Origin of the sequence: Streptomyces sp. CC0208, assembly GCF_003443735.1 — a bacterium.
Lineage (GTDB): Bacteria > Actinomycetota > Actinomycetes > Streptomycetales > Streptomycetaceae > Streptomyces > Streptomyces sviceus.
This window is the reverse complement of sequence record NZ_CP031969.1, coordinates 6,057,451-6,081,245: the sequence shown is the minus strand read 5'-3', so window position 1 is coordinate 6,081,245 and position 23,795 is coordinate 6,057,451. Positions and strand designations below refer to the sequence as shown.

Below are 23,795 nucleotides of genomic sequence, written 5' to 3'. Positions count from 1 at the left end.
GGTACTGACACCTACGGGACGAGGCTGACGAGTGGAACGTGGGGGTCCGCCAGCGCCTCCGTGTCCACCTGAGCCCCGGACCGGATCAGTGCCTGGATCGGCTCCGTGACGTCCCACACGTTGACGTTCATCCCGGCCAGCACACGGCCCTGCTTCACCCAGAAGGCGATGAACTCCCGCTTCCCGGCGTCTCCCCGGATCACCACTTCGTCGTACGAGCCCGGGGGCGCCCAGCCGCTGTACTCCATCCCCAGGTCGTACTGGTCGGAGAAGAAGTAGGGCACGCGGTCGTACGTCACCTGGCGGCCCAGCATCGCGCGCGCCGCCGCCGGGCCGCCGTTGAGGGCGTTGGCCCAGTGCTCGACGCGCAGTCGGTTGCCGAAGAGGGCGTGGTGGAAGGAGGCCACGTCGCCCGCCGCGTAGATGTCCGGGTCGGAGGTGCGCAGTTGTCCGTCCACGGCGATGCCGCCGCCGTGCGCCCGGTCCGCGAGTTCGAGCCCGGCCGCCTCCGCGAGGGCGACGCGGGGGGCCGCGCCGACCGCCGCGAGGACGTCGTGCGCGGGGTGCTCCTCGCCGTCGTCGGTGCGGGCCGCGAGGACCATGCCGTCCTGCCCGACGATCTCCGTCAGTCTCGCCCCGAAGTGGAAGCGGACGCCGTGCTCGCGGTGCAGCTCGGCGAAGAGGTTGCCGAGCTCGGGGCCGAGGACGGAGTACAGCGGGGTCGACGAGGGCTCGACGACGGTGACCTCCGCGCCGTACTCCCGGGCCGCCGCCGCGACCTCCAGGCCGATCCAGCCGGCGCCGGCGATCACGAGGTGGCCGTTGTCCCGGCCGAGGGTGGCCAGGACGCCCTTGAGACGCTCGGCGTGGGCGAGGCGGCGCAGGTGGTGGACGCCCGCGAGGTCGGTCTCCGGGATGTCCAGGCGGCGGGGTTCGGCGCCGGTGGCGAGCAGCAGCTTGTCGTAGCGCACGGCGGTGCCGTCCTCGCCGAAACGGACGGTCTTCGCCGTACGGTCGATGGCGTCCACGGTCTCGCCGAGGTGCAGCTCGATGTCGTTGCGCGCGTACCAGGCGGGCTCGTGCACGAAGACGCTGTCGCGCTCCTCCTTGCCGAGGAGGTAGCCCTTGGAGAGCGGCGGGCGCTCGTAGGGGTGGTCGCGTTCGTCGCAGATCAGTATCACGCGGCCGGTGAAGCCCTCCGTCCGGAGCGTCTCGGCCGCCTTCGCACCGGCGAGACCTCCTCCCACGATGACAAAAGTCTGATCCGCGTCGACCACTTGGTTCCTCCTCGTAAGGGTGCCGCCACATGGGAGCGTCCCGCACGGAGTGTGATGGGGGAAGAGGGAGTGGCCCGATCAGGCCACGGAGGGTCACATTCGGACTCGTTCCATGTCGCTCCCGTCTCCTCCGCACAACTTGTACCCCGCAAGCATCACAGGTGACCCGTGAGACGTGCGTGAAGCGAACGGGCGGACGCGTCGGTGAGGGACCCGATCTGGTCGACGATCACCCGCTTGCGCGCCCGGTCGTCGGGCGCCCGGTCGAACAGCGCGCGGAACTGGGGGTCGAGACCGTCCGGGGCGCGGACGGTGAGCGCCTCGGCCAGTTCGGCCACGACGATCCGCTGGTCGGCCCGCAGCCGCTCCTGTTCGGCGCGCTGCATGACGTACCGGTCGGCGACGGCCTTGAGGACCGCGCACTCCAGACGGGTCTCGTGCGGTACGACGAGTTCGGCGTCGTACCTCGTGAGTCGCCCGGTGCCGTAGCGCGCGCGGGTGGCGGCCTCGGCGGACTGGCAGAAGCGGCCGATGAGCTGGCTGGTGGCGTCCTTGAGGCGGGCCTGCGCGACGGCCGAGCCGTCGTAGCCGTGCGGCCACCAGGGTTCCTCCTGGAGCCGGTCCAGCGCGGCGGCGAGTTCGGCGGGGTCGGTGTCCTCGGGGACGTACCTCCCGAGAGCGACCTCGAAGACCGCCCGGCGTTCCGGTTCGGCGTGCAGGCAGTTGGGGTCGATGTGGCCCGCGTGCAGGCCGTCCTCGACGTCGTGGACCGAGTAGGCCACGTCGTCGGACCAGTCCATGACCTGGGCCTCGAAGGTGGTGCGGGTGCCCGGGGCGTCCTTGCGGATCCAGTCGAAGACGGGGCGGTCGTCCTCGTAGACGCCGAATTTCTGGGACGCCTGCGCTCCGCGGGGCCAGGGGTATTTGGTGGCCGCGTCGAGGGTGGCTCTGGTGAGGTTCAGCCCCACCGACCCCTCGTCGGTGAAGCGCTTGGGCTCGAGTCGGGTCAGAAGCCGCAGGGACTGGGCGTTGCCCTCGAAGCCGCCGCAGTCGTCGGCGAATTCGTTCAGTGCCTGTTCGCCGTTGTGGCCGAAGGGAGGGTGGCCGAGGTCGTGGGCGAGACAGGCGGCCTCCACCAGGTCGGGGTCGCAGCCGAGGGCCGAGCCGAGTTCCCGGCCCACCTGGGCGCATTCCAGGGAGTGGGTGAGACGGGTGCGGGGGCTGGCGTCCCACGCCTGGCTGAGGGTTCCCGGTGTGACGACCTGCGTCTTGCCGGCGAGCCTTCTGAGCGCGGCCGAGTGGAGGATGCGGGCGCGGTCGCGCTGGAAGGCGGTGCGGCCGGGGCGCTTGTCGGGTTCTGGGGCCCAGCGTTCGGTTGACTGCGGGTCGTACGGCATGTCTCGACAGTACGGGCAGCGACTGACAATTCGCCGGTCCGTCCGCCGGGTGCTGTCATACGGCGAGTGCGGGCAGTTCGTGGCTGGTCGCGCCCCGCGGCGGAGCCGCAGATCGACACAGCCCCGCGCCCCTGCGGTCGGCGGCCTGGTCGTAGCGGTGCAGGATCAGGTCGGCCATCGCGGGGTGCGTGCCCAGGGGGGCCGCGGCGATCCACGGGGCCTTCTGCGCGCACTGCCTGGCGAACAGGCCCGGAGCCGTGAAGTACGACGCCACCGCGATCCGGTGGCGGCCCCTTGCCGTCAGTGCGCGGATCGCCGTGTCGACCGTGGGAGTCGCCGCCGAGGCGTAGGCGGGGACCACGGGGACGCCCAGGCGGTCCGACAGGAGGTGAGCCGTGCGGCGGGTGTCCACCGCCGAGTCGGGGTCACGGGAGCCCGCCGCCGCCAGGACCACCGCGCTCTCGCGCCGCGTCTCCTCGTCCATGTCCGTCGGCCAGCCCGCCTCGACCAGGCGGGCGTGGAGGGTGTCCACCAGCAGCGGGTGCGGGCCCAGCGGAGCGGCCACGCGGGTGCGTGCCGGGGAGGCGGCCGCCATTTCCGGGATGTCGCGCTTCACGTGGTAGCCGCGGGAGAGGAGGAGCGGGACCAGGACCGCCTCGGCGTCGCCGAGTTTCGCCAGCGTGTCGGGCAGCAGCGGCTCGTTCAGCTCGATGTGGCCCAGGTGCACCGGCAGGTCGGGGCGCTGCTCGCGGACCTGGTCGAGGAGTTCGTGAACCGTCTTCAGGGTGCGCGGGTCACGGCTGCCGTGGGCCACCAGGACGAGCGCGGGCGGCTGGGGGCGGCGCCTGTCGTCGAGGGAGACGAGGCCGGGCTGGCTGCTGATCCGGTTCATGGAACGATGGTGACGGCCTGAGGTTGCCACCCCGTTTCACGGCAATAACGCGGCCTTTCCGGCGGTTCACCATGCGGGGCGCGAGGGTGTGAGGCGGCGTGACCTGCGGATTCTCGTCGGGCAGTGAGGCTGGTCACCCATCGGCGGGCGAACCGAGCGGCCTGACGGTACGTCTCTCGTTGTCGAAAGCCGACCCGGGAGGGACCACCCATGCGACTGCCGAGGGTACGCAGACCCCGTCTGCCACGCACGCGTGCCGGGCGGCGCAGGCTCGTGCAGGCCGTGATGGCGGGATGTGTGCTGGCGCTGCTGCCGTCGACCTGGATGTACGTCGTGACGGGCGACCGGCTGCGCACGACGGCCGACGTGCCGCGCACCGAGGTCGCCGTCGTCTTCGGTGCCGGGCTGTGGGACGGCGAGCCGTCGCCGTATCTCGCCCACCGGCTCGACGCGGCGGCGAAGCTGTACCGGGAGAACCGGATCGAGGTCGTCCTCGTCACCGGCGACAACAGCCGCGAGGACTACGACGAGCCCGACGCCATGCGCGCGTACCTGACCCGGCACGGCGTCCCGGACACCCGGATCGTCAGCGACTACGCCGGCTTCGACACCTGGGACTCCTGCGTCCGGGCCCGGAAGATCTTCGGCGTGCACCAGGCCGTGCTGATCAGTCAGGGGTTCCACATCCGGCGCGCGGTCGCCCTCTGTCAGGCGGCGGGGGTCACCTCGTACGGCATCGGCGTCGACGCCAGGCACGACGCCACCTGGTACTACGGCGGCACCCGGGAGATCTTCGCGGCGGCGAAGGCGGCCCTGGACGTGGCGGTGCGGCCCGACCCGCGGTTCCTGGGGCCGAAGGAGACCGGAGTGAGGGACGCGCTGGCCTCGGGCCGCTGAGCAAGCGGGTGCTCGGCGTCCGCACGGGGCGATGTGGTGAACAAGTGCACGACAGCCCGGGCGGCGGCGGGCGACCGCCGCGCATGATGGGGCACGAGAGTCCGACTGCTACCGAGGGGGAAAGCATGCTCTCGTCCGTCAAGCACGCCCTGACCAGGCGTCGCAGGGCAGCCACCGTCGTCGCCACCGCGCTGCTCGCCGCGGGTGCCGGGCTGACGTTCGCGCCGTCCGCGAGCGCCGACCCGTTCCGGTGCCCGTCCGACATCGGCAGCGACAGCCAGTCCCTGTGCGCCCATGTCATCAAGATCAACCCCGGCAGCACCCTGACCGTCCGCTCCGGCCCCGGCAGCGGCTACTCCAACGTCGGCAGCCTGCCCAACGGGACGATCGTCGAGGTGGAGTGCTGGACCTACGGCACCCCGGTCAGCGGCTACACCATCTGGACGCGGCTCTACGGCGGCTCCCGGTACGTCAGCGACTACTACCTCGACACCGGACGCGTGCAGAGCTTCCTGCCCCAGTGCTGACGTGACCCCGGGGCGGCCCGCGCACCTCACCGCTCCGGGGTGTCACGGGGGAGGTCGCCGTCTCGGTGGCGTAACACGGAGCCGTCCCCGGCGTAACACGGCCGACGCACGCTGAGGAGCATGCCGAACTCCGCGACGCCCACGCACTGCCCGTACTGCGCCCTGCAGTGCGGCATGAACCTGACCCCGGCTCCGGACGGGACCGTCGAGGTGAGCGAGCGCGCGGACTTCCCGGTCAACCGGGGCGCGCTGTGCGGCAAGGGCCGTACGGCGCCCGCGGTGCTCTCGTCCCGGGTGCGTCTGACCTCCCCGTTGGTGCGCTCCGGGGGCACGCTGGTGCCCGCGACCTGGGACGAGGCGCTGGACCGGATCGCCGGGGAGTTGTCCCGCACGCGCACGGAGCATGGCCCGGACGCGTGCGGGGTCTTCGGCGGGGGCGGCCTCACCAACGAGAAGGCGTACACGCTCGGCAAGTTCGCCCGGGTCGTCCTCGGCACCTCGCAGATCGACTACAACGGGCGCTTCTGCATGTCGTCCGCGGCGGCCGGCGGCATGAAGGCGTTCGGCCTGGACCGCGGGCTGCCGTTCCCGCTGGAGGACATCCCGAAGTCCGGCTGTGTGATCCTGGTCGGCTCGAACCTCGCCGAGACCATGCCGCCGTCCCTGCGGTTCTTCACCGAACTACGGGAGAACGGCGGCACGTTGATCGTCGTCGACCCGCGCCGCACCAGGACCGCCGAGCAGGCCGACCTGCATCTGATGCCCCGCCCCGGCACGGACCTGGCTCTCGCGCTCGGGCTGCTGCACCTGGTGGTGGCGGAAGGGCGCACGGACGAGGCGTACATCGCCGAGCGCACGGTCGGCTGGGAGGACGCGCGGGCCGCCGCGATGGCCCACTGGCCGGAGTACGTGGAGCGGATCACCGGCGTGCCGGTACCCCAACTGCGGGAGACCGTAAGGCTGTTCTGCGAACCCGAGTCCGCGATGGTGCTCACCGCGCGCGGGCCCGAGCAGCAGTCCAAGGGCACCGACACGGTGAGCGCGTGGATCAACCTGTGCCTGGCGACCGGACGGGCGGGACGGCCGTTCAGCGGTTACGGCTGTCTGACCGGGCAGGGCAACGGGCAGGGCGGGCGCGAACACGGCCAGAAGGCCGACCAGTTGCCCGGCTACCGCAAGCTGGACGACCCGGCGGCGCGGGCGCATGTCGCCGAGGTGTGGGGCGTGGACCCCGACTCGCTGCCCGGACCGGGGCGCAGCGCCTACGAGTTGCTCGACGCGCTCGGCACCGACATCAGGTCGCTGCTGCTGATGGGCTCCAACCCGGTGGTGTCGGCACCGCACGCAGCGCACATCGAGGAGCGCATCAAGTCCCTCGACTTCCTTGCCGTCTGTGACGTCGTCCTGTCGGAGACGGCGGCCCTCGCGGACGTGGTCCTGCCGGTCACCCAGTGGGCCGAGGAGACGGGCACCACGACCAATCTGGAGGGGCGGGTACTGCTGCGCCGGCAGGCGATCACCCCGCCGGACGGCATCCGCAGCGACCTGGAGGTCATGCACGAACTCGCCGACCGCCTCGGGGTGGAGAAGGGCTTCCCGACCGACCCCGAGGAGGTCTTCGAGGAGCTGCGCCGGGCGAGCGCGGGCGGTCCGGCCGACTACTCCGGGATCACCTACCGGCGACTGGCGGAGGAGAACGGGGTGTTCTGGCCGTGCCCGACACCGGAGAAGGACGTGACCGCCGGTGATCAGGATGTGCACCCCGGCACCGCACGCCTCTTCCTGGACCGCTTCGCCCACTCCGACGGCCGCGCCCGCTTCGTCCCCGTCTCGCACCGGGCGATCGCCGAGGAGCCCGACGAGGAGTACCCGGTGCTGCTGACGACCGGCCGGGTCGTGGCCCAGTACCAGTCCGGCGCGCAGACCCGCCGCGTGGACGAGCTGAACGCCGCCGCGCCGGGCCCGTTCGTGGAGCTGCACCCGCGGCTCGCGGAGCGGCTGGGGGCGGCCGAGGGCGACCCGGTGGCCGTGGTCTCGCGGCGCGGAAGGGCCGTGGCACCGGCCCGCATCACGCTCGGCATCCGCCCCGACACCGTCTTCATGCCCTTCCACTGGTACGGCGAGGGACGCGCCAACACCCTCACCAACCCGGCCCTCGACCCGACGTCCCGGATGCCGGAGTTCAAGGCGTGCGCGGTGCGGTTGGAGACGGTCGAGCGGTAGGTCACCGGAGCAGCCAGTCGCCGCTCTCGATGGGCCTGCCGCGGGCGCGCAGGCGGGTGGCGACGGGCGGTGCCGCCACATAGACCCAGGCGCGCACGGGCGTGCCGTCGGCCGTGCGAATCACCTCGCGGGCGACCCGTTCGTACAGGTTGCGCGGGTCTCCTGGGCGGTACTCCTCCAACTCGTCGAGGGCGGCGAGCAGTTCGGCGTAGGCATCGGCCCGCGGGGTGACGAGTTCCCCGGCGACCGTTCCCCCGGCCCCCTCGACGGCGTACGGGTAGCCGGGGCCGTCGTACAGCAGCGCGCCGGTGAGTCGGCCCGGCTCCTCGGAGCGGATGCGGCCGCGCAGGAAGAGGTCGTGGTTGGCCTCGCCGGGGCGGAGGGTGCCGTAGACGAAGAACGGGAGTCTCGCAGGGGTCACAGAAACGATTCTCTCCCCTCACACACCTGCACGTGACGCGCTATGGACACGGCTTGTCATGACCTCTTAAATCTTCGACAACGTCCGCGCCACCCCCACGCGCCCCATTGGCGCCTTTCTGAGGAGACCGATGAGTCGGATACGGCCGTACGTCCGAGGTGCCCGTTCCCGTCGTCTCGCCACCGCCGGAGTCGCCGCCACCGCCGCCACATTGCTGGCCGCCGCCCTCTCCCCCGCCGCCGGCGCGGCGGACAGACCCACCCGGGCCACCGCACTCGAGAACGCCGCGTCGGTCCTGGCCGACCACGCCTCGGCGCTGGGGCTCGGCCCGGCGCAGCACCCGAAGGTCCGGGACGTGATCGTCGACCCCGACGGCACCCAGCACGTCCGCTACGACCGCACGTACCGCCAACTGCCCGTGCTGGGCGGCGACTTCGTCGTCCACCTGGCGCCGAACGGGGCCTACAAGAGCTCCTCGCGCGCCACCAGGAGCGCGATATCCCTCTCCAGCGTCACCCCGGCCCTGTCCGCCCCCAAGGCCGCCGACCTCGCGGCGAACGCCCTCAAGGCGGCCAACCTCGGCGAGACGCTGAAGAAGCTGACGGCCAAGCCGCGCCTCGTCGTCGACGCGCTGCACGGGGCGCCGAAGCTGGCCTGGCAGACCGACGCCGCGGCGCAGGACTCGCTCGGCAACCCGGTCGCGCGCACGGTCCTCACGGACGCCCGCACCGGCGCGCAGATCGACGCGTGGGACAGCATCGAGCAGGCGTCCGGCGACGGGAAGTCGCTGTACAGCGGGACGGTCGGGCTGGAGACGACGCAGTCGGGGTCGACGTACCAGCTCAAGGACGCCACGCGCGGGAACACGTACACGGGCGACGCGGCGAACAAGACCGACCTCTGCTTCCTGAACATCTGCATCAGCCGGGCGCCCGCGACCCTGTTCACCGACGCCGACAACCACTGGGGCACCGGGGCGAGTGCGGACCGGGCCACGGCGGCGGTGGACGCGCAGTACGGCACCGACGTCACCTGGGACTACTACAAGAACGTCCACGGGCGGAACGGGATCGGCGGTGACGGCAAGGGCTCGTACAACCGGGTCCACTACGGCAACAAGTACAACAACGCCTTCTGGGACGACAGTTGCTTCTGCATGACGTACGGCGACGGTGACGGGACGCAGCTCGGTCCGCTGGTGTCACTGGACGTGGCGGGCCACGAGATGTCCCACGGTGTGACGTCGAAGACGGCGGCGCTGACGTACTCGGGCGAGTCGGGCGGGCTCAACGAGGCGACCTCCGACATCTTCGGCACGCTGGTGGAGTTCTACGCGGGCAACTCCTCCGACGTCGGCGACTACCTGATCGGCGAGAAGATCGTCCGGTCCGGCTTCGGGAAGGACGCCCTGCGGTACATGGACAAGCCCTCCAAGGACGGCAGCTCCGCCGACTCCTGGAGCAGTTCGGTCGGCAACCTCGACGTCCACTACTCCTCCGGGGTCGCCAACCACTTCGCGTACCTGCTGGCGGAGGGCAGCGGCGCCAAGACCATCAACGGCGTCAGCTACAACTCCCCCACATCCAACGGCTCCACGGTCACCGGCATCGGCCGCGACAAGCTGGGCGCCATCTGGTACCGGGCGCTGACGGTCTACATGACGTCCTCCACGAACTACGCGGGAGCGCGCACGGCCACCCTGAACGCGGCGAAGGACCTGTACGGCGCGGGCAGCACCGAGTACAACGCGGTGGCGGCGGCCTGGAGCGCGGTGAACGTGAACTGACGTCCACCGCACACGCGACGCGGCCGCCCCGGGGTACCGGGGCGGCCGTACCCGTGGGAGGAGGGTGACAGGTGGGCGAGAACGACCCGCACGTCCATGTCGAGGTGAAGGTGGTCCGGGGGCAGGGGGCCGTGCGCACCATGCTCACGGCCGCGTTCGGCCTGGCCGGGGACCTGCCGAGCACCGTCACCACCGGGTGCGGGCTGCGGGGGCCGTAGGCCATGACCTCGCCGCGACCGGACCGGGTGACGTGCCTGGCCCGCCGGGATCGTCCGTCACCTCCGCCGACGCCGGGCGGGGGCTCTAGCCGAAGTCCGGCAGCGTCACCGTGCCGTCCTCCGCCAGCGGGAAGCCCGGGTTGTACGCCAGCTCCCAGGCGTGGCCGTCCGGGTCCGTGAAAGCGCTGGAGTAGAAGCCGATCTCGTTCACCGCGGCCGGTTTGGTGACGGTGCCGCCCGCCTCCGCCACGGTCGTGAGGAGGGCGTCGACCTCCGCCCGCGAGCGGACGTTGTGCGCGAGGGCGACACCCCCGAAGCCGTGTGCCGGACCCGGCTCCAGTCCGCAGTCCTTCGCGAGTTTCTCCCGGCTCCACAGGACCAGGCCGAGGCCGCCCGCCTGGAAGAAGACCGTCTCCTCGACCTCCTGGCCGCGCCAGCCCAGGGCCTCGTAGAAAGCCTTGGAGCGGGCGAGGTCCGAGACGCCCAGGGTGATCAGGGTGATGCGCTGTTCCATGCCCATCGCCTCACGGTAGTCGGAGGAGCCGGGCACAGGCGCCTCACCGGGCGTAGGGCATCGCCGCCCTCCCCTCCCTCAGCACCCTCCCCCACCACACCAGCTGGTCCAGCATCGTCTTCGCCGCCGCGTCCGGGCCGGAAGGGTCCTTCGGGCGGCCGTCGGCGAAGGAGCTCCCCGCGTTGTGGAAGCTCACCGTGTCCCTGACCGTCACCGCGTGGAGCTCCGCGAAGACCTGGCGGAGGTGCTCGACCGCCCGCAGCCCGCCCGAGACGCCTCCGTAGGAGACCAGGGCCACCGGCTTGGCCTGCCACTCCGTGAAGTGCCAGTCGATCAGGTTCTTCAGACCGGCCGGGAAGGAGTGGTTGTACTCGGGGGTGAGCACGACGAAGGCGTCCGCGGAGGCGAGTTTCGGGGTGACGGCGGAGGGCGAGGAGGGCTGGGCGAAGGACATGGGCAGGTCGGCCTCGGCCACGTCCACGACGTCCGGGACCAGGTCCTCGCGGTCGCGGAGGCGGTCGAGGAGCCAGTCGGCCACGACGGGGCCGAAGCGGCCGTGGCGGTTGCTGCCGATGACCAGGGTGACCTTGAGAGGTGCGGTGTCTGTCTGCATGACGGACAGCCTGATACCTCGACCAAAGTTGAGGTCAAGCACGGATCACGGCCGAGGGGTCACCCGTTCACACCCGCGCCCCGCGTCCTTCGGGTTCTCTTCCGCCACCTGCCCGCCGTACGCCGATGACCTGCTGAAACTCCGGCCGACCCGGCCCGGGGCACAGCGATCTGACACCCGTTCACCGTAATTCTGACGCCCCCTCAGGAAGCGGGCTCGGCCCACTGCCACTTTCCTCGAAGGCACAGGGACCCACCCGAGAGCTCGAAGGAGCACCATGCGCCGCACCACCCGCCTGCTGTCCGGCAGCGCGCTCGCCGTCGCCGCCGCGGGTCTCGTCTGTGCGCCCGCGTACGCCGGGAACACGGACGGGCTCGAGGTGTTCCCGTCCTCCGTGGTGCCGGGCGGGCAGGTCACCGTGAACACGGCGGCGTGCGGGGACGGCGGTACGGCGGCGGGGGACGCCAGCGCGGTGGGCGCGGGCACCTTCACGCTGGCGCCCAGTACGCACGAGGGCGACGCGATCGGGCAGTTCCGGGTGCCGCCGAGCGCGCAGCCGGGGACGTACGAGATCGTCGCGACCTGTGCGGAGGGCGGCCGGCGGGTGACCGGTGACCTGGTGGTCACGCTGACGTCCCAGCGTCAGCCGGTGCATCCCAGAGGAAGTGTCAAGACGGGGGTCGGTGGCGCTCTGGGCCCCGATCCCGTGCAGACCGCGGCCGGCGTGGCGGCTCTCGCCGTCGCCGCCGCGGGCGGTACCTGGCTCCTGCATCGCCGGGCGAGAGGCGACGGGATCTGACGGACACCCTCCGCTGTCCGTCCGCCGGTACCGCATGTCCCCTCCCCCTCCGGGTCCGACGCCCCTCGCGGCCCGGAGGGGGACGGGCAGTCCGGCCGTAGAGGAGGTAGCTGTGCGCAACCGCGGCTTCGGCAACACCGCCATAGCGGGCGTCACCGTGATGGCCCTGTGCACCGGCGCGTGGCTGCTGCGCAGCGGCGCCGAGACGCACGCCCCGCCGCAGCCGTCCGCCGCCCAGGCGCGCGCGGCAGGCGACAGCGGGCGGGCCGCCGCGCCCGCGCTGCCGCCGTCCCCGCCCGACCGCGTCCGCATCCCCGCGATCCGGGTGGACGCGCCGTTGATGGCCCTGGCCCTCACCGCGGCCGGCAGCCTCGATGTACCGCCGGCCTCGAAGAAGAACCTCGCCGGCTGGTACGAGGCCGGCACCGTCCCCGGTGAGACGGGCACCGCGATCGTCGCCGGACATGTCGACAACGCCGAGGGTCCCGCCGTCTTCTACGACCTCGGGGCCCTGCGCAAGGGCAGCGCGATCGAGGTGGACCGGCGCGACGGAAGCGTCGCGGTGTTCACGGTGGACGCGGTCGAGGTGTACGACGCGAGGAACTTCCCCGACGAGAAGGTGTACGGGGCCGCGAAGAGGCCCGAGCTGCGGGTGATCACCTGCGGTGGCGGCTACTCGCGCTCGACCGGTTACCGGGGCAACGTGGTGGTGTTCGCGCACCTCACGGGGAGCCGCTGACGACCGCCCCGGCGATGGTGCGCGCGCACTCCAGGGACTCGGTGCGGGTGGTGTCGACCTCGATGTCGTAGACCACGCCCTGGTGGACGGCCTCCGCCTGCTTCTCGGCCATCCCCCGGGCCCGGTCGCCCCGGACGATCTCGCGGCCCGCGGCGACGGCGGCCTCGCAGCGCACGCCGACCCACAGCACGTCGAGGCCGGCCAAGGCCCGTCGCCAGCGTTCCTGCGAGTGCGGGCCGCCGAGGAAGACGTCGTCGACGACGACCCGGGCGCCCGCGCGGGCGGTCGCGGCGAGGCCCGCCATCCAGGCGGCCTCCAGCCGCGTGAAGTCCGCCCCCACGCTCACCCCGCCGTCGGCCGTGACCTCCAGGCCCGCGTCCGACGCCTGGAGGGCCGGGGGCATCGAGTCGACGAAGTCGTCGATGCTGAACGCCAGCCAGGGCTCGGGCAGCACGGCCTGAAGACACCGCGCGATCCCCGTCTTCCCGGAGCTGGAACCGCCGTTGAGCACGATCACCTGAGTCGTCACGGTGCCACCGTAACGGCAGGCGAGCCAGTGTTCGTACGCAATATTCGCGACCAGCCCGTAGCTCGCGCCCGGCAGGATGCCGGGGACGGACCCGCTGCCGTTCCTCAGCGCGGTGTGCGCGAGGTTGAGGACGGAGGACGGGGAAGATGTGCCGGGGCCCCCGCCGCCGACCACGGCGTCGCCCCGTCCGTGCAGGTTGCACCCACCTGGGCGGTGTCCGGGGACGGCGTCCTCACAGCGCGCCCCCGACGCCCCTGCCGAACCCTCACACTCGCCCCCGGTCCCAGCTGAGGGCAGCGTTCCTCGCGGGAAACAGAGGTGATGCGGTCGGGTAACACCCGCAACGCACGCTCCTAGACATGACCTCGAATACGCGTGTGGTGGTGATCGGCGCCGGGCTCGCGGGCGTCCGGCTCGCCCGGCGGCTCGGAGAGCTCGGCACGCCCGTGACGCTGATCGGCGAGGAGGAGCACCGCCCGTACAACCGGGTGCTCCTCGCCGAGGTGCTGGCCGGGCGGTACACCCCCGAGGTGATCGCGCTCCCGGCGCCGGCCGCGCTGACCCGCGCCCGGGTCACCGGCATCGACCGCGAGGCACGGACCGTCGAGTACGCGGACGGTTCGAAGACCGCCTACGACACGCTGGTCCTGGCCACCGGCTCCAACCCCGTCCTGCCGCCTCTGCGCGGCCTCTTCACCCCCGACCACGTGCTGCCGGAGGGCGTCCACGCCTTCCGCACCATGGACGACTGCCTGGGCCTGTCCGCGGCGGTCCGGCCGGGAGTGAAGGCGGTCGTGATCGGCGGCGGGCTCCTCGGGGTCTCCGCGGCCCGCGCGCTCGCCCAGCGCGGCGCCCAGGTGATCCTCGCCCAGCAGTCCGAGCGGCTGATGGAGCGCCAGCTCGACCCGAGCGCGTCCAAGCTCGTCCGGCGCCACCTCGGGGACCTCGGCGTCGAGGTCCACACCGACCTGCGCGTGCGGGACGTGCGCTGTGTCGGCGGGGCGGTCCGCTCGGTGGAGATGGCCGACGGTTACGCCCTGGACGCCGAGATCGTGGTCCTGGCCTGCGGGGTCCACCCGCGTGTCGGTCTCGCGCAGACCGCGGGCCTGGAGGTGCGCAAGGGCATCGTCGTGGACGACGAACTGCGCACGTCCGACCCGCACATCCACGCCATCGGCGACTGCGCCCAGCACGACGGCAACGTCTACGGCCTCGCCACCCCGGCCCTCGAACAGGCAGATGTCCTGGCCGAGTTGCTGGCCGGTCGGACGAACGCCCGCTACACCGGCACCCGTTCGCTGACCCGGCTCACGCTCGCCGGGCAGACCGCCTTCGACCTGGCCGCGTTCGGCGAGACCGAGGCGCTCCCGGGCGACGACGTCGTCCAGCTCGCGGACGCCACCCGCGGCACCTACCGCAAGGTCGTCGTCCGCGACGACCGCCTGGTCGGCGGGGTCCTCGTCGGCGAACTCGGCACCGTCGGCGCGCTCGCCCGCGCCTGGGAGGGAGCAGAGCCGCTCCCCGACAACGGCCCGCTGCTCCACCTGCTCACCAACGATGGAGGCTCCTGATGACCGCCACCCCGGAGGCCACGGAGGCCACCCCCACGATCGTCCTCGTCGGCCACGGCATGGTCGGCCAGCGCTTCCTCGAAGCCCTCGCCGAGCGGGGCATGACCGCCACGCACCGCGTGGTCGTGCTGTGCGAGGAGCCGCGTCCCGCGTACGACCGCGTCGCGCTCACCTCGTACTTCTCGGGGAAGACGCCCGAGGAACTCTCCCTGACGGACATGGAGTTCATCGAGACGCACGGCATCGAGCTGTACGTCGGCGACCCGGCCGTCTCCGTCGACCGCGAGGCGAAGACGGTCACCGCGAGGTCCGGGCAGGTCTTCGCGTACGAGACCCTCGTCCTCGCCACCGGCTCCTACCCCTTCGTGCCGCCGGTCCCCAACAAGGACGCCCAGGGCTGCTTCGTCTACCGGACGATCGAGGACCTCCTCGCCATCGAGGAGTACGCGAAGACCCGCACCACCGGTGCCGTGGTCGGCGGCGGTCTGCTCGGTCTGGAGGCGGCCGGTGCCCTGAAGGGGCTCGGGCTGACCTCCCACATCGTGGAGTTCGCGCCCCGGCTGATGCCGGTGCAGGTCGACGACGGTGGTGGCGCGGCGCTGCTGCGCACCATCGAGGAGATGGGCCTGAGCGTCCACACGGGCGTCGGCACGCAGGAGATCGTGGTCGACGAGGACGGCGCCGTCACCGGCATGAAGCTGTCCGACGGCAGCGAACTCGCCACCGACCTGGTGGTGTTCAGCGCCGGTGTCCGCCCCCGCGACCAGCTGGCCCGCGACTGTGGTCTGACGGTCGGCGAGCGCGGCGGCATCACCGTGGACGAGCAGTGCCGTACGGTCGCCGACCCGCACGTGTTCGCGATCGGCGAGTGCGCGCTGGCCGCCGACGGCCGGGTGTACGGCCTGGTGGCCCCCGGTTACGAGCAGGCCGAGACGGCGGCGGCGACCATCGCCTCCGACGAGGCCGCCTTCCTGGGCGCCGACCTGTCCACCAAGCTGAAGCTGCTCGGCGTGGACGTCGCCTCCTTCGGTGACGCGCACGGTGCCACCGCGGACTGCCTGGACGTGGTCTATTCCGACTCCCGCGCGGGCCTGTACAAGAAGCTGGTCATCGGCCGGGACGGCACGCTGCTCGGCGGCATCCTGGTGGGCGACGCGGAGGCGTACGGCACGCTGAAGGCGTTCACGGGTTCGGTGCCGCCGGTCAAGCCCGAGTCGCTGGTGCTGCCCGCCGGTGCCGGGGAGTCCGTCCAGCTCGGCCCGACCGCGCTGCCGGACGACGCGATCATCTGCTCCTGCAACAACGTCCGCAAGGGCACGATCCGCGGAGCGGTCACCGAGCACAACTGCACCACCGTGCCCGAGGTGAAGAAGTGCACCAAGGCCGGTACGACCTGCGGCAGTTGCGTCAAGGTGCTCGGCCAGCTGGTCACCGCCGAGCTGGAGGCGTCCGGCGTCGAGGTCGACAAGGGCCTGTGCGGCTGCTTCTCGCAGACCCGCGAGGAGCTCTACGAGATCGTCCTCGCCCTGCGCATCAACACCTACCAGGACCTGCTGGACCGCTACGGCCGCGACGGCGCCAAGGGCGGCGACGGCTGCGAGATCTGCAAGCCGGCGGTCGGTTCGATCATCGCCTCCCTCGCCCCGACGATCGGCGCGAGCAACTACGTCCTGGACGGCGAGCAGGCGGCCCTGCAGGACTCCAACGACCACTTCCTCGCCAACATCCAGAAGAACGGCTCCTACTCGGTCGTGCCGCGCATCCCCGGCGGTGAGATCACCCCCGAGGGCCTCATCGTGATCGGTGAGATCGCCCGCGACTTCGGCCTCTACACGAAGATCACCGGCGGTCAGCGGATCGACATGTTCGGCGCCCGCGTCGAACAACTCCCGCTCATCTGGACCCGGTTGGTGGACGCCGGCTTCGAGTCCGGGCACGCCTACGGCAAGTCCCTGCGCACCGTGAAGTCCTGTGTCGGCCAGACCTGGTGCCGCTACGGCGTCCAGGACTCGGTTCGCATGGCGATCGACCTGGAGCTGCGCTACCGGGGGCTCAGGTCGCCCCACAAGCTCAAGTCGGCGGTCTCCGGCTGCGCCCGCGAGTGCGCCGAGGCCCAGTCGAAGGACTTCGGCGTGATCGCCACGGCGAGCGGCTGGAACCTCTACGTCGGCGGCAACGGCGGCGCGACCCCGCGCCACGCGGACCTGCTCGCCCAGGACCTCACCGACGCCGAACTGATCAAGCTGATCGACCGGTTCCTGATGTTCTACATCCGCACCGCGGACCGCCTGGAGCGCACCTCGACCTGGCTGGAGCGCATCCCCGGCGGCCTGGACCACGTCCGTGACGTGGTCGTGGAGGACTCCCTCGGCATCTGCGAGGAACTGGAGTCCCTGATGGCGGCCCACGTGGCGCACTACGCCGACGAGTGGGCGACCACCATCAACGACCCCGAGAAGCTCGCCCGGTTCGTGTCCTTCGTGAACGCCCCGGACACCCCCGACCCGGTCGTCGGCTTCGTCCCCGAGCGCGAGCAGATCAAGCCCGACCTGCCGCTGCTGACCATCGGCCACCGTCCCCTGGAAGGAAGCGCCCAGCGATGACCCTGGCACCCGAGACCACCGACCTGAAGGTCGAACTCCAGCTGAACGGCGACTGGTTCGCGGTCTGCGAGCTGGCCCGGCTGCTCCCCGGCCGGGGAGTGGCGGCCCTGCTGCCCGACGGACGGCAGGCGGCCCTGTTCCGCGACCGCGCGGGCCGGCTGTACGCCGTCGACAACCGCGACCCCTTCGGTGGCGCGGCGGTCCTCTCCCGGGGCCTCACCGGCACCCACCAGGGGCGCCCGTTCGTGGCCTCGCCCCTGCTGAAGCAGCGGTTCGACCTGGAGACCGGGCAGTGCCTGGACGACGAGTCGGTGCGGATCGCCACGTACGAGGTGCGGGCGGCGTAACCCGGTTTCCTGACCGATCCGTATCAACGCGGTCAGTCCCGGCGCGGTGGACACCCCGATGTCCCTGCGGGCCGGCGTGGTGGGCACCGACCTGGTGGTGGACAGCGGGGCGACGGCATCGGCCGTCGGAAAACGGCCGTCGGAAAACGGCTGGAGAGCGAAAGGGCCCCGTGCTTGCATGGGGGCATGGTGCCCACCGACCGTCTCCTCGCCTTCGCGGCCATGTCGTTCCTGCTGATCGTGGTCCCCGGACCCAGCGTGCTGTTCGTGATCGGCCGGGCGCTCGCGCAGGGCCGGCGCGCCGCCCTGACCACGGTGGCCGGGAACACGGTCGGCGCCTACGTCCTGGTCCTCGCCGTGGCGTTCGGGGTCGGCTCGGTCGTGGAGCGCTCGGTGCTGGTCTTCACCACCCTGAAGCTCGCCGGTGCCGCCTACCTCGTGTACCTGGGCGTCAAGGCGTGGCGCGGGCGCGGGTCGCTGCGTGCGGCGTTCGCCGAGGACGTGTCGGCGGCCGCGGCGGGGCACGGCGGTCTGCGCACGTTCTGGGAGGGGTTCGCGGTCGGTGTGACCAACCCCAAGACGATCGTGTTCTTCGCCGCGGTGCTGCCGCAGTTCGTGGACCGCGGCCAGGGCGGTGTGGCCGCGCAGATGCTGCTGCTCGGGTTGGTGTTCAACGTCATCGCGCTGGTCTCCGACGCCGTGTGGGGCCTGGTCGCGGCGACCGCGCGGGGCTGGTTCGCCCGCTCACCGCGCCGTCTCTCCGCGGTGGGCGGGGTCGGCGGACTGACCATGATCGGCCTGGGCGTGACGGTGGCGGTGACCGGCCGGAAGGACTGAGGGGTCAGACCTTCAGGACGTCGTACGCCACCCCCGTGAGCTTCTCGGAGACGGTCCAAAGGCGCCGGGATGCCCGGTCGTCGCGGGTCCAGGGGGCCCGCCAGGAGGGGGCCGGGGAGCCGCGCCACCCTGCCAGGGACGGGCCGGTGAAGGAGTCGGGCGGTACCTCGGGGGCGGTGGCCGCGTAGAGGGTGGAGAGAGCGCCCGCCTCGGCGGACTGGGCGAAGAAGCGGTTGCCGACCCGCATGAAGCGTTCCACCGCCCCGCGCCCGGCCATCTTCGGGCCCGCCGTCTGGAGGTTGGTGGCCGCGTACCCGGGGTGCGCCGCTACGCCGATCACGTCCGTGCCGTGGGCCGCCAGCCTGCGGGACAGTTCGTGGACGAAGAGCAGGTTGGCGGTCTTGGAGCGGGCGTAGGCGACCCAACGCCGGTAGCGGCGCTCGCTGTTGAGGTCGTCGATGTCGATGTTGGCCAGCGCGTGCGCCGTGCTGGAGACGGCGACGACGCGTGCGGCGGGTGTCGCGAGGATCGTCGGCATCAACAGGCCGGTCAGCGCGAAGTGGCCCAGGTGGTTCACCCCGAACTGCGTCTCGAAGCCGTCCGCGGTCGTGCCGTACGGCAGCGCCATCACGCCCGCGTTGTTGACCAGCAGGTCGAGGCGGTCGTAGGGATACGTCGTCGCGAACTCCCGTACGGAGGCCAGGTCCCCGAGGTCCAGCCGGGCGAACTCCACCTCCGCACCCGGAACTTCGCCGACCAGCCGGTCCCGGGCCCCGACGCCCCGCGCCTCGCTCCGACAGGCGAGCAGTACGCGGGCGCCCCGACGAGCGAGTTCCCGCGCGGTGACGTACCCGATGCCACTGTTGGCCCCGGTGACCACGGCAACGCGACCGCCTTGGGCGGGGACATCCTCGGCACTCCAACCCGACATGCCGACTCCCTCCGCAGACGGGGTGTGGTCCAGCGTACGCTCCGAGGACCAGCGCCGGGCTTGCGGAGAGTTACCCTCCGGTCACGTCACGTTCGCATCACGGGTTTCTCATGTCGCCGACAGCGCGTCCGCGCCTCACTAGGTTCGTCACCTCATATCCGGCTGATCGCCACTTCTTGATCATGCGCACGGATAGCACCATGAACCTGGAGGGACCTGCTGTGAACCTGCTCCGCAAGCCCGGCGCCATCGTCGTCGCCGCGCTGGCGCTGGCCGTGCTGCCGGGCGCCGCCTCGGCACACGACGGTGACCACCCGTTCGCGAACTGCTCCGAGGCGTACGCCGCCGGTTACGCGAACATCCCCAAGGGCGACGAGCACTACGGCAGTCATCTCGACCGGGACGGCGACGGCATCGGCTGCGACCGGCCGCCCGCGGACTTCAAGGCCCACGACGACCAGGCCGCGGCACCGGCCGAGGACACCGGCAAGAAGGGGACGCACCTCGCCGAGACCGGCGGCGGTGGCGACACCACCGTGTACGTCGCCGCCGCCGGCTCGGCCGTCCTGCTCACCGGCGGTGCGCTGGTGGCGTCGGCCCGCAGGCGCCGCGCCGAGCGCTGAGGCGCGGGCACTCCCGGCGTTCGGGCCGCACGTCCCGGTCCCTCGCTCTCAGCCGAGTCGCTCGGCCAGGCCGACGATGACGCCCTCCGGGCCGCGGACGTAGCAGAGCAGATAGCTGTCCTCGAACCGGGCGATCCCGCCGAGGAGTTCGGCACCGTGAGGGCGCAGGCGGGCGACGGTGTCCTCGAGGTCGTCGACCGCGAACATCACGCGGTGCGTGCCCAGGATGTTGTGCGGCCGGTTCCGCGGCTCGGTGCTGATCGCCGCGGGGCTGCGGTACTTCGCCAGTTCGAGCCGGCTGTGACCGTCCGGGGTCCGGACCATCGCGATCTCGCAGTGGACGCCGTCGAGTCCGGTGCACCGGTCGGCGACAGGTCCCTCGACCTCGGCCCTGCCCTCCAGCTCCATACCGAGTTCCACGAAGAACGCGACGGCGGCGTCCAGGTCCTCGACGACGATGCCGACGTTGTCCATCCGCTGAATCGCCATGCTGGTCTCTCCCTCTTGCCGGTGCGGCCGGTGGTGGCCGCCGATGCCCCTGGGACGGAGCCGACCGTACGTTCTCGACATCCCCGGACCGGTGAACCTCCAGGGCGCGGCCCGCGTCTTCCCGCGCGACCATCCCCGCACGCCCAGGAGAACAGACCGTGACCGATGAGGACGTTCAGCAGACCGACGCGCGGGATGACGGCCCGGGGCCCTGGTGGGCCGACCTCGGGACGTGGGGGGCTGTCGCACTGATCGCCTTCGGGGCTCTCGCGGCCGCGTGGGTCTATTTCCGGCTGCCCGGCACCCCGGAGGAACTGGCGGTCGGCTACTACCAGGCCGCGAGGATCATCGCCATCGGCTCGGTGATCGTGGGATGCACCGTGCTGGGCCGCCGTCGCGACAGGACCGCGGCCGCAGAGGAGACAGCGGAGCCGGAAGGCGCCTGACGCCACTGGCCCGTGAGCGCAGTTGACGCACGAGAGGGCGGCATCCCCGCACAGGATGCCGCCCTCTCTTCGTGCTCCGGAACCGCCGCCCATCGGATGAGGGTCGGGGACGGACGGCGGTTCCGGGGTTCCCGTGACCGCGGCCGTGGCCGTGGCCGTGGCCGTGGCCGTGGCCGTCGCTGGCCTACCGGTGGTCGCTTCCGTTCGCCGTGATCGCCGCGCGTCCCGCCTCAAGACGGGCGACCGGGATGCGGAACGGGGAGCAGGAGACGTAGTCCAGACCCACCTCGTGGAAGAAGTGGACCGACTCCGGGTCGCCGCCGTGCTCGCCGCAGACGCCGAGCTTGAGGTCGGGGCGGGTCTTACGGCCCGCCTCCGCGGCCAGCTTCACCAGGGAGCCGACGCCGTCCTTGTCGATCGTCTCGAACGGCGAGACCCCGAAGATGCCCTTCTCCAGGTAGGCCGTGAAGAAGGAGGCTTCCACGTCGTCCCGGCTGAAGCCCCACACCGTCTGGGTGAGGTCGTTCGTGCCGAAGGAGAAGAACTCCGCCGCCTCCGCGATCTGGCCGGCGGTCAGCGCGGCACGCGGGAGCTCGATCATGGTGCCGATCGACAGCTTCAGCTCCACGCCGGTCGCCGCCTCGACCTCCGCGACGACCTGGTCGGCCTCCTCGCGGACGATCTCCAGCTCCTGGACGGTGCCGACGAGCGGGATCATGATCTCCGCGCGCGGGTCGCCCTTGGCGTTCTTGCGCTCGGCCGCGGCCTCCGCGATCGCCCGTACCTGCATGGTGAACAGGCCCGGGATCACCAGACCGAGGCGTACGCCGCGCAGGCCCAGCATCGGGTTCTGCTCGTGCAGCCGGTGCACGGCCTGGAGGAGGCGGAGTTCGTTCTCGTGCGGCTCCTGACGGGACTCCGCCAGCGCCACGCGGACCGACAGTTCGGTGATGTCGGGGAGGAACTCGTGCAGCGGCGGGTCGAGGAGGCGGACCGTCACCGGCAGGCCGTCCATCGCCGAGAAGAGCTCCACGAAGTCCTGCTTCTGCAGGGGGAGCAGCGCCTTCAGGGACTCCTCGCGCTCGGTCTCCGTGTCGGCCAGGATCAGGCGCTCGACCAGTTCACGGCGGTCACCGAGGAACATGTGCTCGGTACGGCACAGGCCGATGCCCTGCGCGCCGAAGCGACGGGCGCGCAGCGCGTCCTCGGCGTTGTCCGCGTTGGCCCGCACCCGCAGCCGGCGCTTGCGGTCGGCGAACGCCATGATCCGGTGCACGGCCTCGACCAGCTCGTCGGCGTCGTTGGCGCCCGCGTGCATCCGGCCCTCGAAGTACTCCACGACGGGGGACGGGACGACCGGGACCTCACCGAGGTACACCTTGCCGCTGGACCCGTCGATGGAGATGAGGTCGCCCTCCTCCACCACGTGCCCGCCCGGCACGGTCATCCGGCGCCGCTTGGTGTCGACCTCCAGCTCCTCGGCGCCGCAGACACAGGTCTTGCCCATGCCGCGCGCGACGACGGCCGCGTGGGAGGTCTTGCCGCCGCGGGAGGTCAGGATGCCCTCGGCCGCGATCATGCCGTCGAGGTCGTCCGGGTTGGTCTCCCGGCGGACCAGGATGACCTTCTCGCCCGAACGCGACCACTTCACCGCGGTGTACGAGTCGAAGACCGCCTTGCCGACGGCCGCGCCCGGCGAGGCCGCGATGCCCCGGCCGACCTGCGCGACCTTGGTGTTCTCGTCGAAGCGCGGGAACATCAGCTGGGCGAGCTGGGCGCCGGTGACGCGCTGGAGCGCCTCGGCCTCGTCGATCAAACCCTGGTCGACGAGCTGGGTGGCGATCCGGAAGGCCGCGCCCGCCGTGCGCTTGCCGACCCGGGTCTGGAGCATCCACAGCTGACCGCGCTCGATGGTGAACTCGATGTCGCAGAGGTCCTTGTAGTGGTTCTCCAGCGTCGCCATGATCTGCATCAGCTGGTCGTACGACTTCTTGTCGATCTGCTCCAGCTCCGCGAGCGGGACGGTGTTGCGGATGCCCGCGACGACGTCCTCGCCCTGGGCGTTCTGGAGGTAGTCGCCGTAGACGCCCTGGTGGCCGGAGGCGGGGTCACGGGTGAAGGCGACGCCGGTGCCGGAGTCGGGGCCGAGGTTGCCGAAGACCATCGAGCAGACGTTGACCGCGGTGCCCAGGTCGCCGGGGATGCGCTCCTGGCGGCGGTAGAGCTTGGCGCGGTCGGTGTTCCAGGAGTCGAAGACCGCGTGGATGGCGAGGTCCATCTGCTCGCGCGGGTCCTGCGGGAAGTCCCGGCCCGCCTCCTTCTTGACGATCTTCTTGAAGGCGGTGACCAGCTTCTTGAGGTCGGCGGCCTCCAGGTCGGTGTCGACCGTGACCTTCTTGGCCTCCTTGGCCTTGTCGAGGGCCTCCTCGAAGAGGTCGCCGTCGACGCCGAGGACGGTTTTGCCGAACATCTGGATGAGGCGCCGGTAGGAGTCCCAGGCGAACCGGTCGTCGCCGGCCTGCCGGGCGAGACCCTGGACCGACTTGTCGGAGAGGCCGATGTTCAGGACCGTGTCCATCATCCCCGGCATGGAGAACTTCGCGCCGGAGCGGACCGAGACGAGCAGCGGGTCGTCGGCCTGGCCGAGCTTCTTGCCCATGCGCTGCTCCAGCGCGTCGAGGTGCGCACTCACCTCGTCACGCAGTGCCGCGGGCTCCTCGCCGCTCTCGAGGTAGACCTTGCAGGCTTCGGTCGTGATGGTGAAGCCGGGGGGAACGGGAAGTCCCAGGTTGGTCATCTCGGCGAGGTTCGCGCCCTTGCCACCCAGGAGGTCCTTGAGGTCCTTGTTTCCCTCGGTGAAGTCGTAGACGAACTTCGCTACGTGGGGTTCTTTGTTTTCCGACACGGGTCTCGACTCCCTCGAGGACGCGGTGGCTGCCCTGACGGCGAGGAACATACCCAGATCGAAGGCGTCTGGGTACGTCTACTCGGGCGTCATACGCCCGTAACCAGCCGTCCGCCAGCGGATCGAAAGTCAAAGCTTGGCAAGCGACACGGGCCCGATGTTTTCACTTCTTGAACGCAATAACCCTCGCAAGCCGCCAGAATCGCTCATC

At 71.5% G+C, this 23,795-nt stretch carries 23 protein-coding genes; 13 read left to right on the top strand and 10 right to left on the bottom strand.

Translation table 11 applies throughout. From position 1 onward, the window contains the following. Positions 1 to 11 precede the first annotated feature (11 nt). The 3 genes from D1369_RS27900 to D1369_RS27890 form a co-directional block, all read right to left on the bottom strand. Positions 12 to 1,277, bottom strand: coding sequence for an FAD-dependent oxidoreductase (locus D1369_RS27900; protein WP_007381857.1), 1,266 nt, complete (start codon positions 1,275 to 1,277; stop codon positions 12 to 14). A gap of 155 nt (positions 1,278 to 1,432) precedes the next feature. After that, positions 1,433 to 2,674: a deoxyguanosinetriphosphate triphosphohydrolase gene (locus D1369_RS27895; RefSeq protein WP_007381858.1), complete on the bottom strand. Its 1,242-nt coding sequence runs from the start codon at positions 2,672 to 2,674 to the stop codon at positions 1,433 to 1,435. Between the two features lie 55 nt (positions 2,675 to 2,729). Then, the gene (locus D1369_RS27890; protein ID WP_037899929.1) at positions 2,730 to 3,566 is read right to left on the bottom strand and encodes a sirohydrochlorin chelatase; all 837 of its coding nucleotides are present in this window, start codon (positions 3,564 to 3,566) and stop codon (positions 2,730 to 2,732) included. A gap of 210 nt (positions 3,567 to 3,776) precedes the next feature. On the opposite strand from D1369_RS27890, the gene D1369_RS27885 reads away from it, so the two are divergent. The 3 genes from D1369_RS27885 to D1369_RS27875 all read left to right on the top strand — a co-directional run bounded on the left by D1369_RS27885 (position 3,777) and on the right by D1369_RS27875 (position 7,213). Beyond that, positions 3,777 to 4,463: an ElyC/SanA/YdcF family protein gene (locus D1369_RS27885; RefSeq protein WP_007381860.1), complete on the top strand. Its 687-nt coding sequence runs from the start codon at positions 3,777 to 3,779 to the stop codon at positions 4,461 to 4,463. A 125-nt stretch (positions 4,464 to 4,588) separates the two neighbouring features. Then, on the top strand, positions 4,589 to 4,990 hold the full coding sequence (locus D1369_RS27880; protein WP_037899932.1) for an SH3 domain-containing protein: 402 nt from the start codon (positions 4,589 to 4,591) through the stop codon (positions 4,988 to 4,990). Between the two features lie 120 nt (positions 4,991 to 5,110). Continuing rightward, positions 5,111 to 7,213, top strand: a complete 2,103-nt coding sequence (locus D1369_RS27875; RefSeq protein ID WP_007381862.1) for a molybdopterin oxidoreductase family protein — start codon at positions 5,111 to 5,113, stop codon at positions 7,211 to 7,213. A gap of 1 nt (position 7,214) precedes the next feature. Here the strand turns inward: D1369_RS27875 and D1369_RS27870 are convergent, their stop codons facing one another. Beyond that, positions 7,215 to 7,634: a gamma-glutamylcyclotransferase family protein gene (locus D1369_RS27870; protein WP_007381863.1), complete on the bottom strand. Its 420-nt coding sequence runs from the start codon at positions 7,632 to 7,634 to the stop codon at positions 7,215 to 7,217. Positions 7,635 to 7,764: 130 nt separating this feature from the next. Here D1369_RS27870 and D1369_RS27865 point away from each other — a divergent pair, with 130 nt between their 5' ends. Then, positions 7,765 to 9,420: a M4 family metallopeptidase gene (locus D1369_RS27865; protein ID WP_007381864.1), complete on the top strand. Its 1,656-nt coding sequence runs from the start codon at positions 7,765 to 7,767 to the stop codon at positions 9,418 to 9,420. Between the two features lie 71 nt (positions 9,421 to 9,491). Further along, on the top strand, positions 9,492 to 9,638 hold the full coding sequence (locus tag D1369_RS43105; protein ID WP_007381865.1) for a hypothetical protein: 147 nt from the start codon (positions 9,492 to 9,494) through the stop codon (positions 9,636 to 9,638). An 85-nt stretch (positions 9,639 to 9,723) separates the two neighbouring features. Here the strand turns inward: D1369_RS43105 and D1369_RS27860 are convergent, their stop codons facing one another. Next, complete coding sequence (locus tag D1369_RS27860) at positions 9,724 to 10,152, bottom strand: VOC family protein (RefSeq protein ID WP_037903283.1); 429 nt, start codon at positions 10,150 to 10,152, stop codon at positions 9,724 to 9,726. 43 nt (positions 10,153 to 10,195) lie between these two features. Continuing rightward, on the bottom strand, positions 10,196 to 10,765 hold the full coding sequence (locus tag D1369_RS27855; RefSeq protein WP_037899938.1) for an NAD(P)H-dependent oxidoreductase: 570 nt from the start codon (positions 10,763 to 10,765) through the stop codon (positions 10,196 to 10,198). A gap of 277 nt (positions 10,766 to 11,042) precedes the next feature. Between D1369_RS27855 and D1369_RS27850 the strand changes: the two genes are divergently transcribed. After that, positions 11,043 to 11,564 carry a hypothetical protein gene (locus D1369_RS27850; RefSeq protein WP_007381868.1) on the top strand — a complete coding sequence of 174 codons (522 nt, stop codon included), beginning with the start codon at positions 11,043 to 11,045 and terminating at the stop codon, positions 11,562 to 11,564. 112 nt (positions 11,565 to 11,676) lie between these two features. Then, the gene (locus D1369_RS27845; protein WP_007381869.1) at positions 11,677 to 12,303 is read left to right on the top strand and encodes a class F sortase; all 627 of its coding nucleotides are present in this window, start codon (positions 11,677 to 11,679) and stop codon (positions 12,301 to 12,303) included. Here the strand turns inward: D1369_RS27845 and cpt are convergent. Next, positions 12,287 to 12,832 carry a chloramphenicol phosphotransferase CPT gene (cpt, locus tag D1369_RS27840; protein WP_007381870.1) on the bottom strand — a complete coding sequence of 182 codons (546 nt, stop codon included), beginning with the start codon at positions 12,830 to 12,832 and terminating at the stop codon, positions 12,287 to 12,289. The genes D1369_RS27845 and cpt overlap by 17 nt on opposite strands. Positions 12,833 to 13,191: 359 nt before the next feature. Here cpt and D1369_RS27835 point away from each other — a divergent pair, with 359 nt between their 5' ends. The 4 genes from D1369_RS27835 (at position 13,192) to D1369_RS27815 (ending at position 18,190) form a co-directional block, all read left to right on the top strand. After that, positions 13,192 to 14,403: an FAD-dependent oxidoreductase gene (locus D1369_RS27835; protein WP_007381871.1), complete on the top strand. Its 1,212-nt coding sequence runs from the start codon at positions 13,192 to 13,194 to the stop codon at positions 14,401 to 14,403. Next, positions 14,403 to 17,006, top strand: a complete 2,604-nt coding sequence (gene nirB, locus D1369_RS27830; RefSeq protein WP_037899940.1) for a nitrite reductase large subunit NirB — start codon at positions 14,403 to 14,405, stop codon at positions 17,004 to 17,006. Before D1369_RS27835 ends, nirB begins: the two co-directional genes overlap by 1 nt. Further along, entirely contained in the window at positions 17,003 to 17,353 is a 351-nt protein-coding gene (gene nirD, locus D1369_RS27825; RefSeq protein WP_007381873.1) for a nitrite reductase small subunit NirD, read from the top strand. The genes nirB and nirD overlap by 4 nt, the downstream gene beginning before the upstream one ends. A 186-nt stretch (positions 17,354 to 17,539) precedes the next feature. Further along, positions 17,540 to 18,190 (top strand): LysE family translocator, encoded by a 651-nt coding sequence (locus D1369_RS27815; protein WP_037899944.1) that lies wholly within the window; start codon positions 17,540 to 17,542, stop codon positions 18,188 to 18,190. A gap of 4 nt (positions 18,191 to 18,194) precedes the next feature. Here the strand turns inward: D1369_RS27815 and D1369_RS27810 are convergent, their stop codons facing one another. Further along, positions 18,195 to 19,121, bottom strand: coding sequence for an oxidoreductase (locus D1369_RS27810; protein ID WP_007381875.1), 927 nt, complete (start codon positions 19,119 to 19,121; stop codon positions 18,195 to 18,197). Positions 19,122 to 19,342: 221 nt separating this feature from the next. Here D1369_RS27810 and D1369_RS27805 point away from each other — a divergent pair, with 221 nt between their 5' ends. Beyond that, on the top strand, positions 19,343 to 19,744 hold the full coding sequence (locus D1369_RS27805; protein ID WP_037899946.1) for an excalibur calcium-binding domain-containing protein: 402 nt from the start codon (positions 19,343 to 19,345) through the stop codon (positions 19,742 to 19,744). Between the two features lie 48 nt (positions 19,745 to 19,792). Here D1369_RS27805 and D1369_RS27800 read toward each other — a convergent pair whose 3' ends face one another. Then, positions 19,793 to 20,233, bottom strand: a complete 441-nt coding sequence (locus tag D1369_RS27800; protein WP_007381877.1) for a VOC family protein — start codon at positions 20,231 to 20,233, stop codon at positions 19,793 to 19,795. A 158-nt stretch (positions 20,234 to 20,391) separates the two neighbouring features. Between D1369_RS27800 and D1369_RS27795 the strand changes: the two genes are divergently transcribed. Beyond that, positions 20,392 to 20,679, top strand: a complete 288-nt coding sequence (locus tag D1369_RS27795) for a hypothetical protein (RefSeq protein WP_007381878.1) — start codon at positions 20,392 to 20,394, stop codon at positions 20,677 to 20,679. Between the two features lie 184 nt (positions 20,680 to 20,863). Here D1369_RS27795 and ppdK read toward each other — a convergent pair whose 3' ends face one another. Beyond that, entirely contained in the window at positions 20,864 to 23,584 is a 2,721-nt protein-coding gene (gene ppdK, locus D1369_RS27790) for a pyruvate, phosphate dikinase (RefSeq protein ID WP_007381879.1), read from the bottom strand. Positions 23,585 to 23,795: the final 211 nt, after the last annotated feature.

What these genes read in the sequence shown, in the direction of transcription:
- D1369_RS27895 (WP_007381858.1), bottom strand. Translation starts at nt 2,674, where the DNA reads ATGCCGTACGACCCGCAGTCAACCGAACGCTGGGCCCCAGAACCCGAC.
- D1369_RS27890 (WP_037899929.1), bottom strand. Translation starts at nt 3,566, where the DNA reads ATGAACCGGATCAGCAGCCAGCCCGGCCTCGTCTCCCTCGACGACAGG.
- D1369_RS27885 (WP_007381860.1), top strand. Translation starts at nt 3,777, where the DNA reads ATGCGACTGCCGAGGGTACGCAGACCCCGTCTGCCACGCACGCGTGCC.
- D1369_RS27880 (WP_037899932.1), top strand. Translation starts at nt 4,589, where the DNA reads ATGCTCTCGTCCGTCAAGCACGCCCTGACCAGGCGTCGCAGGGCAGCC.
- D1369_RS27875 (WP_007381862.1), top strand. Translation starts at nt 5,111, where the DNA reads ATGCCGAACTCCGCGACGCCCACGCACTGCCCGTACTGCGCCCTGCAG.
- D1369_RS27865 (WP_007381864.1), top strand. Translation starts at nt 7,765, where the DNA reads ATGAGTCGGATACGGCCGTACGTCCGAGGTGCCCGTTCCCGTCGTCTC.
- D1369_RS27860 (WP_037903283.1), bottom strand. Translation starts at nt 10,152, where the DNA reads ATGGAACAGCGCATCACCCTGATCACCCTGGGCGTCTCGGACCTCGCC.
- D1369_RS27855 (WP_037899938.1), bottom strand. Translation starts at nt 10,765, where the DNA reads ATGCAGACAGACACCGCACCTCTCAAGGTCACCCTGGTCATCGGCAGC.
- D1369_RS27850 (WP_007381868.1), top strand. Translation starts at nt 11,043, where the DNA reads ATGCGCCGCACCACCCGCCTGCTGTCCGGCAGCGCGCTCGCCGTCGCC.
- D1369_RS27835 (WP_007381871.1), top strand. Translation starts at nt 13,192, where the DNA reads ATGACCTCGAATACGCGTGTGGTGGTGATCGGCGCCGGGCTCGCGGGC.
- nirB (WP_037899940.1), top strand. Translation starts at nt 14,403, where the DNA reads ATGACCGCCACCCCGGAGGCCACGGAGGCCACCCCCACGATCGTCCTC.
- nirD (WP_007381873.1), top strand. Translation starts at nt 17,003, where the DNA reads ATGACCCTGGCACCCGAGACCACCGACCTGAAGGTCGAACTCCAGCTG.
- D1369_RS27815 (WP_037899944.1), top strand. Translation starts at nt 17,540, where the DNA reads ATGGTGCCCACCGACCGTCTCCTCGCCTTCGCGGCCATGTCGTTCCTG.
- D1369_RS27810 (WP_007381875.1), bottom strand. Translation starts at nt 19,121, where the DNA reads ATGTCGGGTTGGAGTGCCGAGGATGTCCCCGCCCAAGGCGGTCGCGTT.
- D1369_RS27800 (WP_007381877.1), bottom strand. Translation starts at nt 20,233, where the DNA reads ATGGCGATTCAGCGGATGGACAACGTCGGCATCGTCGTCGAGGACCTG.